This is a genomic window from Desulfurobacterium atlanticum (genome assembly GCF_900188395.1).
Lineage (GTDB): Bacteria > Aquificota > Aquificia > Desulfurobacteriales > Desulfurobacteriaceae > Desulfurobacterium_A > Desulfurobacterium_A atlanticum.
In genome coordinates this window covers 64,975-78,390 of record NZ_FZOB01000008.1, presented here as the reverse complement: position 1 = coordinate 78,390, position 13,416 = coordinate 64,975, and the positions used below count along the sequence as shown (strand labels likewise).

The 13,416-nt window shown below is 36.0% G+C and carries 19 protein-coding genes; 6 read left to right on the top strand and 13 right to left on the bottom strand.

Annotated elements, in window-relative coordinates; all coding sequences use genetic code 11:
* Positions 1–84, bottom strand: an 84-nt coding sequence (locus CHB58_RS09150) for a GTP-binding protein (protein ID WP_245807354.1), incomplete at its 3' end; no start/stop codon positions are given.
* A 358-nt stretch (positions 85–442) separates the two neighbouring features.
* On the opposite strand from CHB58_RS09150, the gene CHB58_RS06505 reads away from it, so the two are divergent.
* From CHB58_RS06505 to CHB58_RS06495, 3 genes are all read left to right on the top strand, one after another.
* The gene (locus tag CHB58_RS06505) at positions 443–649 is read left to right on the top strand and encodes a cold-shock protein (RefSeq protein ID WP_089323303.1); all 207 of its coding nucleotides are present in this window, start codon (positions 443–445) and stop codon (positions 647–649) included.
* A gap of 161 nt (positions 650–810) precedes the next feature.
* Entirely contained in the window at positions 811–2,052 is a 1,242-nt protein-coding gene (locus CHB58_RS06500) for a DEAD/DEAH box helicase (protein ID WP_089323302.1), read from the top strand.
* Between the two features lie 99 nt (positions 2,053–2,151).
* Entirely contained in the window at positions 2,152–3,606 is a 1,455-nt protein-coding gene (locus tag CHB58_RS06495; RefSeq protein WP_089323301.1) for a tetratricopeptide repeat protein, read from the top strand.
* Here CHB58_RS06495 and CHB58_RS06490 read toward each other — a convergent pair.
* The 4 genes from CHB58_RS06490 to CHB58_RS06475 are packed head-to-tail and all read right to left on the bottom strand — an operon-like array spanning position 3,595 to position 6,781.
* The gene (locus CHB58_RS06490; RefSeq protein WP_089323300.1) at positions 3,595–4,581 is read right to left on the bottom strand and encodes a carbohydrate kinase family protein; all 987 of its coding nucleotides are present in this window, start codon (positions 4,579–4,581) and stop codon (positions 3,595–3,597) included. The two genes, CHB58_RS06495 and CHB58_RS06490, sit on opposite strands and share 12 nt — an antisense overlap.
* Before the next feature lie 30 nt (positions 4,582–4,611).
* Positions 4,612–5,160 (bottom strand): DUF448 domain-containing protein, encoded by a 549-nt coding sequence (locus tag CHB58_RS06485; RefSeq protein WP_089323299.1) that lies wholly within the window; start codon positions 5,158–5,160, stop codon positions 4,612–4,614.
* Positions 5,147–6,274: a transcription termination factor NusA gene (nusA, locus tag CHB58_RS06480; protein WP_089323298.1), complete on the bottom strand. Its 1,128-nt coding sequence runs from the start codon at positions 6,272–6,274 to the stop codon at positions 5,147–5,149. The genes CHB58_RS06485 and nusA overlap by 14 nt, the downstream gene beginning before the upstream one ends.
* Before the next feature lie 15 nt (positions 6,275–6,289).
* Positions 6,290–6,781 carry a ribosome maturation factor RimP gene (locus CHB58_RS06475; RefSeq protein ID WP_089323297.1) on the bottom strand — a complete coding sequence of 164 codons (492 nt, stop codon included), beginning with the start codon at positions 6,779–6,781 and terminating at the stop codon, positions 6,290–6,292.
* A 181-nt stretch (positions 6,782–6,962) separates the two neighbouring features.
* On the opposite strand from CHB58_RS06475, the gene CHB58_RS06470 reads away from it, so the two are divergent.
* Positions 6,963–7,610, top strand: coding sequence for an endonuclease III domain-containing protein (locus CHB58_RS06470; RefSeq protein ID WP_089323296.1), 648 nt, complete (start codon positions 6,963–6,965; stop codon positions 7,608–7,610).
* 18 nt (positions 7,611–7,628) lie between these two features.
* On the opposite strand, the gene rplI is transcribed toward CHB58_RS06470, so the two are convergent.
* The 8 genes from rplI to CHB58_RS06430 form a co-directional block, all read right to left on the bottom strand.
* Entirely contained in the window at positions 7,629–8,084 is a 456-nt protein-coding gene (rplI, locus tag CHB58_RS06465) for a 50S ribosomal protein L9 (RefSeq protein WP_089323295.1), read from the bottom strand.
* Positions 8,081–8,875 carry a hypothetical protein gene (locus CHB58_RS06460; RefSeq protein ID WP_089323294.1) on the bottom strand — a complete coding sequence of 265 codons (795 nt, stop codon included), beginning with the start codon at positions 8,873–8,875 and terminating at the stop codon, positions 8,081–8,083. Before CHB58_RS06460 ends, rplI begins: the two co-directional genes overlap by 4 nt.
* Positions 8,875–9,108: a 30S ribosomal protein S18 gene (gene rpsR / locus CHB58_RS06455; protein WP_089323293.1), complete on the bottom strand. Its 234-nt coding sequence runs from the start codon at positions 9,106–9,108 to the stop codon at positions 8,875–8,877. The genes CHB58_RS06460 and rpsR overlap by 1 nt, the downstream gene beginning before the upstream one ends.
* A gap of 11 nt (positions 9,109–9,119) precedes the next feature.
* The gene (locus tag CHB58_RS06450) at positions 9,120–9,500 is read right to left on the bottom strand and encodes a single-stranded DNA-binding protein (RefSeq protein WP_089323292.1); all 381 of its coding nucleotides are present in this window, start codon (positions 9,498–9,500) and stop codon (positions 9,120–9,122) included.
* Complete coding sequence (gene rpsF / locus CHB58_RS06445) at positions 9,493–9,849, bottom strand: 30S ribosomal protein S6 (protein ID WP_089323291.1); 357 nt, start codon at positions 9,847–9,849, stop codon at positions 9,493–9,495. The genes CHB58_RS06450 and rpsF overlap by 8 nt, the downstream gene beginning before the upstream one ends.
* A gap of 22 nt (positions 9,850–9,871) precedes the next feature.
* Positions 9,872–10,432, bottom strand: coding sequence for an aminoacyl-tRNA hydrolase (pth, locus tag CHB58_RS06440; protein ID WP_089323290.1), 561 nt, complete (start codon positions 10,430–10,432; stop codon positions 9,872–9,874).
* A 2-nt stretch (positions 10,433–10,434) separates the two neighbouring features.
* Positions 10,435–11,025 carry a 50S ribosomal protein L25 gene (locus CHB58_RS06435; protein WP_089323289.1) on the bottom strand — a complete coding sequence of 197 codons (591 nt, stop codon included), beginning with the start codon at positions 11,023–11,025 and terminating at the stop codon, positions 10,435–10,437.
* 156 nt (positions 11,026–11,181) lie between these two features.
* Positions 11,182–12,747 (bottom strand): PEP/pyruvate-binding domain-containing protein, encoded by a 1,566-nt coding sequence (locus tag CHB58_RS06430; RefSeq protein WP_089323288.1) that lies wholly within the window; start codon positions 12,745–12,747, stop codon positions 11,182–11,184.
* 156 nt (positions 12,748–12,903) lie between these two features.
* On the opposite strand from CHB58_RS06430, the gene rpmH reads away from it, so the two are divergent.
* Both rpmH and rnpA read left to right on the top strand, forming a co-directional pair.
* Positions 12,904–13,065, top strand: a complete 162-nt coding sequence (gene rpmH / locus CHB58_RS06425; protein WP_089323287.1) for a 50S ribosomal protein L34 — start codon at positions 12,904–12,906, stop codon at positions 13,063–13,065.
* The gene (gene rnpA / locus CHB58_RS06420) at positions 13,050–13,412 is read left to right on the top strand and encodes a ribonuclease P protein component (RefSeq protein ID WP_089323286.1); all 363 of its coding nucleotides are present in this window, start codon (positions 13,050–13,052) and stop codon (positions 13,410–13,412) included. The genes rpmH and rnpA overlap by 16 nt, the downstream gene beginning before the upstream one ends.
* Positions 13,413–13,416 lie beyond the last annotated feature (4 nt).

Here is a 13,416-nt window from a genome sequence, read left to right as displayed (position 1 = left end):
TAGTGTTGTCTTACCATGGTCTACGTGTCCTATAGTTCCCACGTTCTTGTGGGGTTTGGTCCTTTCAAATTTTTCTTTAGCCATTTTATTCCTCCACCAGAAATCGGTTATTCCCCATATTTTGACTTCAAAAATTTAACATTTAAAATAGAAAATTCAATAGGTGATTCTGGAAATTTCTGTCTTTACTTCTTGACTTTTTTAGATATATGTATAAAATTACTTTCAAAGGTTGTTTTGAAGGCAGTTTGCGGAAGCAGTTTTTTAGCTACTTTTAAGGTTTTGAACCTTGGAAGTTTTAAGGGATATCCCTTAAGAAGTGCTATTGCATTAGTATCAGGGACTTGATTGAACTTTAAGAACTTTAAAGCCCTGAAGGCATGCCGTTTCTGCCTTCAGGGCTTTTTTTATTTACAACAACATTTTAGAGAGGTTAGGACGCATGGAGAAGCTTACAGGAACAGTTAAGTGGTTTGATTCTAAGAAGGGGTACGGCTTTATTACAGCCGACAACGGTCAGGATGTTTTTGTTCATTACACAGGGATTTCTGGAGATGGATTTAAAACCCTTGAAGAGGGTGAAAGAGTTTCTTTTAACATTACAGAAACTGATAAAGGTTTAAAAGCTGTTGATGTTGAAAAAGAATAAAAAGTAGAAAAGAAAAATAAACGTAAGATAATAGATTAGCATCGCCACGGTGATGTCTGAAACGGCGGCATTGCTGTGGCGATTTTTATTTTAACTTTACAATATAAGATAAATTAACTAAAGTGTTAGAACTAAATCTGAATTTAAGGAGATATACAGTTATGAGTTTTTCATTTAAAGATTTAAGTAGTGATGTTCAGGCTTCTTTAGAGGAGAGAGGATTTAAGGAGCCAACACCTATACAGAAGGAAGCTATACCTTTAGCTCTTGAAGGCTGTGATATTGTGGGGCAGGCTCAAACGGGAACTGGTAAGACTGCTGCTTTTGGGATTCCTATAATAGAAAAGTTAAAAAATGTGAAAGGTGTAAAAGCTCTTATTCTTGTTCCTACGAGGGAGCTTGCTTTACAGGTTTCAGATGAACTTTCATCTATAGCTAAGAAACGAAGACTTGGCATATATTCAATATATGGTGGAGTTTCTATAGGGAAACAGATATCTCTTCTTAAAAGTGGCAGGTGTAACGTGCTTGTTGGAACACCAGGAAGGGTTAAAGATCTTATAGATAGAGGAGTTCTTGATCTTTCTGGTGTACGGTTTGTTGTTCTTGATGAAGCTGACCAGATGCTTGATATGGGTTTTATAAAGGATATAGAGTATATCTTGAAGAAGACTCCCGTTGAAAGACAAACCATGCTTTTTTCAGCAACTTTACCGGTTGAAATAAAAAAGCTGATTTCTCGCTATTTGAAAAGTAATTATAAAACTGTAAGAGTTGGAAAATCCCTTATTACTCCAAAGGTTAATCAGAAGATAATTTTTGTGAAAAGTGGTGATAAGCTGAAAGCTCTGGAGAAGCTTTTGAAAGAAAACAGGAAAGAAACTACTATTGTTTTTGTTAAGACGAGAAAAGATGCTGCTGATCTTGAAAGAAGTCTTCAGAATAAAGGTATAGAAGCAAGAGCGATTCATGGTAATTTAACTCAAAGGCAAAGAGAAAATGTTATGAATGCCTTTAGAAAGGGAAGAGTTAAGGTTCTTGTGGCTACGGATGTTGCAGCCAGAGGAATAGATGTTAAAGATGTTGGGATGGTAATTAATTATGAACTACCGGAGAATCCTGAGATTTACGTTCATAGGATAGGAAGAACTGGAAGGGCCGGTAGAGAAGGAACAGCTGTCAGCCTTGTTTCTGAAAGAGAGAAGAGTAGAATGTATAAAATTAAAGCTCTTTCAAAAGTTAAGAAAGAGAAATTTAAAGGTTATACCATTTCAGATCTGGCTGATGAAATAAAAAATGCACACATTCCTGAAAAGTATTTAAGTATGGCTTCTGAACTTCTTAAAAGTGAAATTGATGAAAAAAAAGTGGTTGCCTTCTTTCTTGAAAGGATCTTTTCTTAGAAAAATTGAAAAATTTGAAATAAAAAATCTGTTGGAGTGTTGTTGTATAATTATTTGAGTGGATTTTTCTGAATTTGATTTTTTTGTTGTGGAGGCCTGGTGGGTTTTTCCGATTTTTTCAGGAAAAAGACGGTAGAGGAGCTATTCAGGGAAGCGGTTAAGGAAAGAAATTATCTTAAGATAGTTTCTTATGGGAAAGAATTGATAAGTAAGGGGGAAATAAACACTTCTGTTATAAATCAGTATGTGGATGCTTTGATTAGAATAGGTAACAAGGAACAAGCGGTTGCTTTTCTTATAAACTATGCAGAAGAGAAGTTGAAGAACGGTTATTACTCTTCAGCAATAGCTTTTTTAAAAAAAGCTTTAAAATATGATCCTTACAATATTAAGGCAGCAAAGCTTCTGTCGAATGCTTATGTGAAAAAAAATCTTTATTTTGAAGCTTTTAATGTTTTTCTTGGACTTTTAAAAGAGTTTTTAAAGGAAGGAAGAGATGCTTCAAAACTAAAGGAACAGATAGAGTATTTTATAGATAAACATTCTCATCCTACCTTTTATAAGCTCTATGGGGAGATTCTTGAATCTTATGGTTATTTGGAGGAAGCTTATAAAAACTACATGATGGCAGGAAGTATGTTTGCTTCTCTGTCAAAATATAGGGAAGCTATTGATTGCTATTTGAGAGCGCGGGAGATAAAGCAAAGCGATGTTGTTGATACCAAAATTTCGGAAATAGTTCCGAAAGTAGAAGATTCCAATTTTAGATACAAGATTTTGAAAGGTTTGGTTTTAAGCAATCAGCAGAATGTTGATTTTATTCATAATGCGGTGAGAGAGTTTATAAATAATGGGAATGTTGATGATGTTGATAAGGTTATCCTTTCTTTAAAAGATCCTAAGCTAAAGTGGGTGGTTTCTGTTTTGAGAGACATTGAGGTTGGAGAGATAGAGGAAGCCTTTGAAACCATAGAGAATATTTTAAAAATTGATGCCTCTCTTGCTGAAAAATTGAAAGGTAAACTTTTAGCGAAACATCCAGAAGCAATGGACTATGAGTTTGAAAAGCCGGTTTCTGATATTCCTTCTTCTGAGGATATTCTTTCCTCTCTGTTTTCAGTTGTTGATGAAGGTGAAGATGAAGATGCAGATGAGGAATTGTTGCGTTTGGATGAAACTGAAGAATCTAAATATTCTGTTTCAGACTCTGAAATAGCTCAAACAAGCGGGAGGCTTAACGGTTCAATTCATAAAATTTCTATGGCAGAAGCTATGCTTGGGCTTGGAAACTATGAAAAGGCGGTGGCTCTGGCCAAGGAATGTTTGGAGTATCCAGAGGTCAGATTCAGAGCTATTTCTCTTATAGCTTCTGCTTACTCTTTTATGGGAAAGCACAGTGATGCATTAAGTTTTCTTATTGATTCTTTAAAAAATTACTCTTTAAAACCTGAAGAGGAGAGAAATATTAAAGAGACAATAGCGAAAATATATGAAGAGATAGGAGATAAACCAAAAGCTGCCTTCTGGTATAGAGAGGCAGGATTAGTTTCTTGACAGAAGTTCTTTTTCTGTTTCCTTCCACGATGTTGAAGGTTCGGGAAACGGTTCTTTAAAAAAGTGTTCATACCGTCTTACTACCTTTTCCCAGGTTGGTAAGCTTGTTTGTGCTCCTTCTGCTTCTATTGTAAATGATGCAACTGTTGAAGCGATTCTGCCTGCAGTTTTTATGTCATAACCTTTTAGAAGAGCCACTAAAAATCCAGCTCTGTGAGAGTCTCCAGCTCCTGTTGGGTCTATTACTTTTGAAGGTTTTACAGCCGGAATGCGGTAAACTTTTTCTTTATAAAGAATAATTGAGCCTTCAGCTCCAAGAGATACACATATAAGGGATGGTCCTCTTAATTGTTTTATACTTTTGATTTTTAGCACTTCTTTGATTCTCTTAGCTTCGTGATTATTCATGAAAAGAATGTTTGTGTATTTGAGAAGCCTTACCACTCTATAAGGGTATGAAAACGTTTCCTGTCCGGGGTCAAAGCTGATAAGATGTTTTGTCTTATGCTTTTCAAGAAAAGCTTTGTAAAATTCAAAGTGGCCCGTTGAGAAGTGGAGAATTTTATAATCTTTTGATAATTTCTCGGCTAAATTTCTGTTTTCAAAAAGCAGTTGAACGGTTCTTTTCTTTTTTTCATAGTAGTAAAGAATCTGGTCTTCACTGTTCTCTTTACTTACAATAAAGCTTCTTGCCATAGGAAATTCTTTTGTAAATATCGCACCTCTTATATCAACAAGCTGCTCTGTTAGACACTTTTCATATCCCATTTTTTTGAAATCGTATCCGGAAACTGCAAATATTCCACTTTTACCACCAAGTCTTGAAACAGCAACAGCTACATTTGCTCCAGCTCCTCCGAAAGTGTATCTGTATTTTTCTACCTGAATAGTTTCATTTAGTGCAGGAAATTTGTTGACTATTAGAAGATTGTCTATAACTATGGAACCAAAGGCGAGGATATCTCTTTCTTTCATTTACCGGTCTCCATTTTCTAATATTATATCTTAAGTTTTTTCTATTTGCTTGAGTTTTTGTAAGGTTCTTTTTAATTTTTCTTCTATTCCACAGGGTTTAATGTATATAACACCTATTTGAGAATCTTTTTTTATAACTTTTCCAAGCTCTTCCTTGTTAAAAGGCAGTCTGAAGCTGTTTTTAAAACTTTTTTCAAGAGATACGGCGGTTTTGTCGCTTAAATCTGAGGCAAGAATAAGTGTGCCTGAACGCTTTTTTAGGTTTTTTACATTATCCTGTCCGATAACGGTATTTCTTGATTTGTGGGCGATGGAAAGAAGTGAAAGTGCGTAGTTCTGGAGTTGTTTAACCGTTTCTTCTATAACCTTATCCTGATTCACTTCTTTTCCAAACCGTTTCTTTATAAAAATTGATATACATTTTTTTGATGGACAAACATTAAACCCCCGTCCCGGAAGACGATTTTTTATATCCGGAACGGGAAGTCCATTAAATTCAACAAATCTAATAAACTCTTCTTTTTCCCCTTTTTTTCTACAGGCTGCACATACTCTTTCAGGCATTTTATTCTTCTGCATCTAAAGCTTCAAGTTCCTGGATTTTCTTAAAGTCGGATTCTTTTATTATATCTATTCCTACAATTTGTCCTACAAGTTTTGATGCAAGTCTTGCGTTTACTCCATGTTTTCCAATAGCAAGAGATAACTGGTCATCAGGAACAACAACTTCAACTCTCAATTCTCCATCCTCATCTTCGTAGCTTTCTGCATGAAGTACTTTTGCAGGAGAAAGGGCTCTTGCAACAAGCTCTGCTATGTCATCTGTCCATCTTATGATTTCTATTTTTTCTCCTGAAAGTTCTCTCCTGATTGGCATAATACGGTTACCTTTAACTCCTATACATGCACCTGCAGGATCTATGTGTTCCTCTTTAGTGTCAACAGCAACCTTTGCTCTCACGCCAGGTTCTCTTGCCACCGCCTTTATTTCAACCAGTCCTTCTGTAACTTCTGGAATTTCTATTTCCATAAGTCTTTTAATAAACTTTGGATGAGTTCTTGAGAGAATAACGTAAGGAGGAGAGTAATCTCCTATCCTGCTTTTGGCTCTTTTCTTATACTGTCTGTAATCAAAAACGATGTCGTAAATGTATGCTCTAATTCTGTCTCCAAGGTTGTATCTTTCTTTCGGAATTTGCTCTTCCCTTGGAAGAATGCCGACAACTCTCCCAAGGTCTATAACTATGTCTCTGTTTTTTAAAATTTGCTTTACTGTACCGGAGATAATATCTCCTATTTTTTCTTTGTAGTAGTCGTAAAGCGCTTTTCTTTCAGCTTCTGTTATCTTTTCATGAATTACCTGAGCAGCAGCTTTTGCAGCTATTCTGCCAAGTTCTTCTGCTTTAATTTCGACAAGAACTTTGTCTCCTAACTTTTTCTCTTCTCCGGTAACCTCTTTCGCTTCTTCAGGTGTTATCTGATAATCAGGATTTTCCACATTTTCAACAACTACCTTCTCCTGAAAAATGCCGAAATCTTTTCCATCTTCATCTATTTTAACAACAAGATTTCCTTTATATCCGGCCTTTTTTGCTGCATTTATAATTCCTGTTTTTACAGCTTCAATAACATCCTCTTTTGAAATTCCTTTCTCTTTACACAGCATTTCAATTGTTTTACCAAGACTTTCCATTATTGTCCTCCTTATTTACTTGTTAAAAAGAGCATCAAGGTCGAGTTTTGCCGTTTTAATCTTTTCAAAAGGTATTTCAACCTCTGCGTTTCTTGAAACATCGTGTATAGTTACGCTTTTTTCAGAAGCTGTAACAATCTCTCCTTTAAAGTTTCTCTGGTTATCTAAAGGCTCTGTTGTTTTAATCTTTGCTACATTTCCTATCTGTTTTTCAAAATCTTTCCGTGTTTTTAACGGTCTATCAAGTCCTGGCGATGAAACTTCAAGGTTGTAAGGATGGTGTATCACATCTTCAACATCAAGAACCGTTCCTATCCTTTCACTTATCCACTGGCAATCGTTTATTGTGATTCCGCCAGTTTCTCTGTCCGCATATATTCTTAAAACCCATCCAATAGGTTCTCTTACAAATTCTATGTCAATAAGTTCAAAGCCACCTTCTTCAAGAATGGGTATCAAAAGTTCTTTTACTTTTTCTATAATTTGGGAAACTCTTTCCTCGTTCATGACTTTCTCCTAAATTTTGTTAGATTAAATAAAAAGGAGCGGGCATGAAAACCCGCTCTTCACACGGAATATGAATGCGATGAACACAGACAGCTCTTAACCGCTGCTTATAAATTTAGGACAGAAATCTATTTTTAGCAAATTTTGGTTTTCATTTTATTCGGAAAAACAGGAGATATTTATGTTCTTAAATGTTTATGAAGTTCTTTTTAAATTTTTCGGTCCTCAAAATTGGTGGCCGGCAGACGATAGATTTGAGGTTTGTGTAGGTGCTATTTTGACTCAGAATACTTCATGGAGCAATGTTGAGAAAGCTATAAGAAATTTAAAAGTTCATGGCTATCTTTCTCCAGAGAGGATTTTAGAGCTTGATTCAGATATTCTAAAAAGTTTGATACGTCCTGCAGGTTTTTATAATCAGAAGGCCGAGCGACTTAAAATTTTCTCTCGTTTTCTTCTTGAAAGTGGGGGATTTGAATCACTTTCAAAGTTGTCTAATTACAGTTTGAGAGAAACACTGCTTTCCTTAAAAGGTATAGGAAAAGAGACGGCCGATTCAATACTCCTTTATGCTTTTAGTAAACCGATTTTTGTTGTTGATGCTTATACGAAACGTTTGTTCTATAGACTCGGGCTAATTGATAGTGAAAAAATAGATTACGATAAATTACGTAAAATTATTGAGGGAAATATTCCCGCAGATATTACTATCTATAATGAATTTCATGCATTAATTGTTAGAGAGTGTAAGGAATTTTGCAGGAAGAAGCCTGTTTGTGAAAACTGTCCGATTGTCAGAATGTGCAGGTTTTATGAGAGAAAGGGCTGACTGGCAGCCCTTTGGAAGTTAGTCTTTTTTAAGTGGAACTACATCAACTGTAATTGTAGCTTCAATATCCTGGAACAGATGGATTTTCACGTCGTAAGTGCCTGTTTCTCTTATAGGCTTTTCAAGTATTATCTGTTTCTTTTCAATCTCATCAAATCCTGCTTCATTGAGAGCTTTCTCTATCTGAGAGGTAGTAACAGAACCGAACAGTTTACCTTCTTCACCAGCTTCATGTTTTATTGTGACTCTTACAGATGAAAGTTTTTCAGCAAGTTCTTTAAATCTTTCAAGCTGCTTTGCAGCTTTTTTCTTGAGAGCGTTTATTTCGTTTTTAACTTTTCTTACGTTGGAATCTGTAGCTGGGAGAGCTATCCCCTGAGGTATCAGATAGTTTCTTGCATATCCATCTTTCACTTCTACTATTTCACCGACCTTTCCAAGATTTTCCATATCTTTAATGAGTATAACTTTCATGTTCTACCTCCTTTAAGTTTTCTAAAGTCAAACCAGAAATCAAAAAGCCCCATAAGACTTACAATGAGCAGGGCTATTAAAGGAAAAATTATTGCTACAAAAAAAATAACAAGTCTTGAAAATGTTCCCAGTCTGTCTATAAGTGAGACTGTAACAGCAAATCCTTGTATCAAGAAAAAACCTACTGTTGCTATTGTTAAATTGGCTCCAATGATTTGAAGCTCTGGTAACCATTTAATCAGGGATAGAATTCCGCCTAAAATGAATATTACTACAGGAATGGCGCCAAAATTTATGTTTTTGAAATTAATTTTCTCCTTTCCTATTACAGCTACTGTTCCTATAACTATCACTGCAAAAAATGCTGAAGAGAAAAAGTAAATACCCCACCTAAAGGGGAGTATAGTTTGAATGGCGGTAAAATCTTTAGGTGGTCCAAACAGAAAATCCTCAGCAATACTGACAAGGTAAAAGTACAATGTTAAGAGTAGTGCAAGCCTTCCATCTTTTATACCTTTTTTTATAGCTCCTGTAAGTAAATATCCTGGAAGTGCCATCTCTGCTATACTTAAAGCTGTTTCCCAGCCGGATAGTAAAAAGACAGCAGCGATTCCTGCAACCGATACAAAAGAAACAGGAACAATTCCTTCGTTTTTTATCCCTGTATATATAGCTGCAGGAATAAACAGGGAAAGTCCCCATCCAAAGGGTGCCAGGGACTCCCTTCCAAGTGTAAAACCTGCAACACATATGAGAATTAAAATCACAAAGGTTACTTTATACCTGTTCATTAGTCCACTTTAACAAACGGTAATAATGCAAGGTGTCTTGCTCTTTTAACAGCTTTTGCAAGTTGTCTTTGATGTTTAGAGCAAACTCCGGATATTCTTCTTGGAATGATTCTTCCTCTTTCACTAATGAAAGGCTTTAAAAGTTCAACATTTTTATAATCTATTTTTTCTATCTTTTGAGCACAAAATTTGCAGTATTTCTTTCTTCTGATAAATCTTCTCTGTTCAGCCATTTTTAACCTCCTTAAAATTCAATGTCATCAATCTCTTCCGAACTTTCAGAACCTTTTCCTCCAGGTTGGGAAAGAAGTTGAACTCTGTCAGCTACAACTTCTATTTTTGAACGCTTTTCTCCTGAGTCAGTTTCCCAGGAAGACTGTCTTAAACGTCCTTCTACTAAAACTTCTGTTCCTTTGTTAAATCTGCTAACGGCTCTGTCTGCTGCATCTCCCCATACAACAATATCTATAAAAGATGTTTCTTCCTGCCAGTTGCCGTTTCGGTCTTTGTAGCTTCTGTTTACGGCTATTGTAAATCTTGTGAACGGCGTTCCCTGACTTGTATGCTGAAGTTCAGGGTCTCTGGTGAGTCTTCCTGCGAGAAAGACTTTATTTAAATTAGCCATTTGCTTCCTCAGAATTAGGTTTGGATTCTTCCTTTTTTAATCCTTTAACTTCAGACGGTTTTATTCTGAATGAGAGAAACCTGATTATATCCTCGTTAATTCTAAAGAAGTTTTCCAGATTCTTTACAAAATCTCTTTCGTTTGTCTTGATGTGAAGTAAAACGTAGTATCCCATTGGATAGTCATTGATAGGGTATGCAAGCTGTTTTTTACCCCATTTTTCTGTGTGGATTATTTCTCCGTTAAACTTTTCTACAGCACCAGAAACCTTTTCCATCACTTTTTCTACTTCCTCTTCAGAAAGAGTGGGTCTCATTATATAAACTGTCTCATAATAGTATTCCCTCATCTTTACCTCCGTTAAAATTGGCTTAGAAACTACATGTTTTTGCTTCTATCGGTTTTCCATCTATTATCTCGGTTACCCATCTGGTAGCTTCATCAATTGCCATCTCTATAATCGGCAGTTGCTCTTTAGAAAATGGTTGCAGTACATAATTTGCGACCATCTCTTTTCTTTCTGGTCTTCCTATCCCGATTTTTATTCTCGGGAAGCGGCTGCTGCCGAGTTTTTCCTCTATTGACATGAGCCCTCTGTGCCCGCCGTGCTTTCCCTCTTTTCTCATCCTTACTTTACCGACAGGCATATCAAGGTCGTCAGAGATCACAAGAATCTCTTCTGGATTTAGTTTGTAAAACTTTACAGCTTCGGCGACGCTTTCACCGCTCCTATTCATGTATGTTAAAGGTTTTAGCAGTATAACTTTTCCGTGTGGCGATTGGATTTCAGCAATTACTCCTTTAAATTTCTCCTTTGAAAACGGCTCTTCAAATTGATTTGCTACTTTGTCAAGAACCATCCATCCAACGTTATGCCTTGTTTTGGCATACTCTTTTCCAGGATTGCCAAGTCCAACCACCAGTTTTACCATGACTATTCAGAAGCCTCTTCTTCAGATTCTTCTTCAGCAGGAGCTTCCTCTTGCTCAGAAACAACAACAACGGCTGTTTCTGGGTCTTCAAGGATTCTAACACCTTCAGGCACAGGAATATCACTTACGTGAAGTGCGTCTCCTGCATGAAGGTTGGAAATGTCAACAACAAGCTTTTCCGGGATAGATTTTGGAAGAGTTTCAATTTCAACTTCTCTTAAGAAGATTTCAAGGACACCGTTTTCCTCTTTCACTCCAACAGGTGTTCCAACGAATTCAATTTCAACAGTGGTGGTTATAACTTCACCGAAAGTTACTTCGTGGAAGTCAACATGGAGAGGAACATCTCCAAGATAGTTGTACTGAATATCTTTCAGAATACAAACTCTCTCTTCACCCTCAAGGTCGATATAGATAAGCCCTGAGTGGTGTTTGATTTTCTTGATATCGCTTGCTTTTATAGCGATAGGTGTAGCTTCCGGTCTTCCTCCGCCGTATATTACAGCTGGAAGAAGGCCTTCCCTGCGTAGTTTTCTTGCTACCCCTTTTCCTGTTCCCTTTCTCAGGGTAGCCTGCAGTTTTACTGTTTCCATTTTTACCTCCTGAAAAAATTTTTTGCGGGAAAGCACGCAATATTTACATTCAAAATCTGGATTTGTCAAGGTGTGGGGTTGAAATTTTCCTGCAGACAGATCTTTCTGTATAAAAATACCTTTTGCAAGCTTTAAAAATAAGGAGTTTTGCTGATTTCAGATTCTTTCTTTAAGAAGAAGGAATTTACGTGCCATTTTAAGGAGCAGGGCTTTCTCTTCAGAAGCTATTAGCTTCTTTAATGTGTTTATTTCGTCAGCAGGTGCACTTATAAAGTCAAATCCTGACGATATTAGTTCTCTTACAAGAGATAGATTTGATGAAAGTGTATCTTTGTACCCGGTGAAAAGTTTTCCCAGCGTTCCTTTAAATGTTTTCCCGGCTATAAATGGTGATTCTACTTCTTTAAAGTAAGGAATATCAGGAGGTATATCTTTTAAAGAAGAAGCTATGTAGATATTTGTAAACCCTTTTTCTCTCGCAGATTTTATTACGGAAACAAAATCTTTTTTGTTTGAATTAACTATTACAAGTTTTGGAAATATGAGTTCAGCTATATAGAGCAAAAGGGGATTAAACTCTAAAAGCGAGAAGTTTTCTGCCTTTATAAGCACGCCACTTGAAGGTATAAGATTGCACAATTTCCCTTCTTCTACTGTTCCAATTTCTATAAGAATTTTGGTTCCCGTTGGGTATGAGAATGGTTCTTCAAGGGAACTTACTTTTCTTAAAATTTCCCTTTTTTCTTTTGGTGTGATAGTAGAAGCGGTGAGGAATAGAATTTCATCTTCTTCTGTAATCAGAAAAGCTATTTTTATCGGCTTTGAGAAATTTTTTTCAAGTGATAGGGCGAGTTTTGTTAGTTTTAGAATCTCTTCGTCGGAGAGGCTTGATGTTAGTTCTCTTTCATCGGCTACTGTTTCAGTGAAGATATTACCTTTTCTTATGGTTAGCTTGAGCTGCTTTTTTATAATTTCCTTTTTTATTCGCCAGAACTCAAAAGTTTCCCTATCAACTCTGAATTTGTCAAGATACTGTTTGGGTGTGTTGAGAATACCTCCTATTCCCAGAGTGCTTTCAATTATTACAACTTTCTCCTCACTTAGAGGGTCAAAAGTAAGAATGAATCCTGAACTTTTCGTTTTGCAGAGAGCTTTCCCGTTTAAAATTATAAAAGGTTTCTTTATTTCTTTAAGGTTTTCTTTTAGTTTATGAAGATTTTCTACTATTCTGGCACCAGAATCTGTTTCCAGTTCTTTTATGATAATTGGAGCTGTTTTGTCTATCTTAATTTTTTTCGCAGCGATATCTATCTCATCCCAACAGGCTCTTTCAAAAACAGCAACACCGGGAGGAACTGGTAATCCTGAAAGGTAGAGTTTTGAAAACTGTTTCAATTCATTGTTTTCTTTTTTTAATTGAAAACATTCTTCTATGAATTTAACATTTTCTAAACCTGTTGTTTTTATTAAAAGTTCCTTGATTTTTTCTCTGGTAATGGAGTGGTTTATTAGAAGAGAAAGTCTGTTAACGATAGATTTATGAATATCTTTTATCTCTGTATCGGGACTTTCTCCAGGCGTGTGTTCTATTCTGAGAAAGGTTTCACCTTTGAGAAATATTATTGTGACTATTTTGTTTGAGCTGCTGTAAAGTTCTGTTTGGACGTGAAACAGACCAGCAGGGGTTTTTACGTTTGTATTTAGTGTATTTGATCCTTCCATTATTTGACTTCCTGTTGTGGAAATTTCCTTTAAATATTAGCATTTTGTTTTCTTTTTTGACAAACCGTAAATGTTGCATATAATTTCCTTCTACAATTTGAGCATTTTGTTTTTGAGTGATTAATTTAAGGTTAAAGGAATGTTAGGAGGTGTAAATTGTCAACTAAGAGAACATATCAGCCAAGTAGAATACACGGTAAGAGGGTTCACGGATTTAGAGCAAGAATGAAAAGCAAGACAGGGAGAGAGATTCTCAGAAGAAGGAGAAAGAAAGGGCGTAAGAAATTGACGGTAAGTGACGAGTGGAAGAGAAGATAAGCTTTTCCTTATCAAAAGAGGAAAGGATAAAAAAAAGTGCTGAATATAAAAGAGTGTTTGAATACGGAAAGAGCCTTGGTGGTTCCACCGTGGCTCTTTATTTTCTTTTAAAAGAGGAAGGTTTTTCAAGGGCAGGATTTATAGCTTCTAAAAGATTTTCAAAAAAGGCGGTTGATAGAAACAGAGCAAAGCGGCTTATGAAAGAGGTTTTTAGACTTAACAAACATAAACTCCGCCCCTGTGATATAGTTTTAATTGCGAGAAAGGGTATTAAAAATGCATCCTATAAGGATGTGGAAAGGGATTTTTTAAAACTTGCAGAAAGAGCTGGATTGATAATAAGGTAGAGAG

Bases quoted from the DNA above. Each gene is read 5' to 3' on its own strand.
- CHB58_RS06505 (WP_089323303.1), top strand. From the start codon at position 443: ATGGAGAAGCTTACAGGAACAGTTAAGTGGTTTGATTCTAAGAAGGGG.
- CHB58_RS06500 (WP_089323302.1), top strand. From the start codon at position 811: ATGAGTTTTTCATTTAAAGATTTAAGTAGTGATGTTCAGGCTTCTTTA.
- CHB58_RS06490 (WP_089323300.1), bottom strand. From the start codon at position 4,581: ATGAAAGAAAGAGATATCCTCGCCTTTGGTTCCATAGTTATAGACAAT.
- CHB58_RS06485 (WP_089323299.1), bottom strand. From the start codon at position 5,160: ATGCAGAAGAATAAAATGCCTGAAAGAGTATGTGCAGCCTGTAGAAAA.
- nusA (WP_089323298.1), bottom strand. From the start codon at position 6,274: ATGGAAAGTCTTGGTAAAACAATTGAAATGCTGTGTAAAGAGAAAGGA.
- CHB58_RS06475 (WP_089323297.1), bottom strand. From the start codon at position 6,781: ATGAACGAGGAAAGAGTTTCCCAAATTATAGAAAAAGTAAAAGAACTT.
- CHB58_RS06470 (WP_089323296.1), top strand. From the start codon at position 6,963: ATGTTCTTAAATGTTTATGAAGTTCTTTTTAAATTTTTCGGTCCTCAA.
- rplI (WP_089323295.1), bottom strand. From the start codon at position 8,084: ATGAAAGTTATACTCATTAAAGATATGGAAAATCTTGGAAAGGTCGGT.
- CHB58_RS06460 (WP_089323294.1), bottom strand. From the start codon at position 8,875: ATGAACAGGTATAAAGTAACCTTTGTGATTTTAATTCTCATATGTGTT.
- rpsR (WP_089323293.1), bottom strand. From the start codon at position 9,108: ATGGCTGAACAGAGAAGATTTATCAGAAGAAAGAAATACTGCAAATTT.
- CHB58_RS06450 (WP_089323292.1), bottom strand. From the start codon at position 9,500: ATGGCTAATTTAAATAAAGTCTTTCTCGCAGGAAGACTCACCAGAGAC.
- rpsF (WP_089323291.1), bottom strand. From the start codon at position 9,849: ATGAGGGAATACTATTATGAGACAGTTTATATAATGAGACCCACTCTT.
- pth (WP_089323290.1), bottom strand. From the start codon at position 10,432: ATGGTAAAACTGGTGGTTGGACTTGGCAATCCTGGAAAAGAGTATGCC.
- CHB58_RS06435 (WP_089323289.1), bottom strand. From the start codon at position 11,025: ATGGAAACAGTAAAACTGCAGGCTACCCTGAGAAAGGGAACAGGAAAA.
- CHB58_RS06430 (WP_089323288.1), bottom strand. From the start codon at position 12,747: ATGGAAGGATCAAATACACTAAATACAAACGTAAAAACCCCTGCTGGT.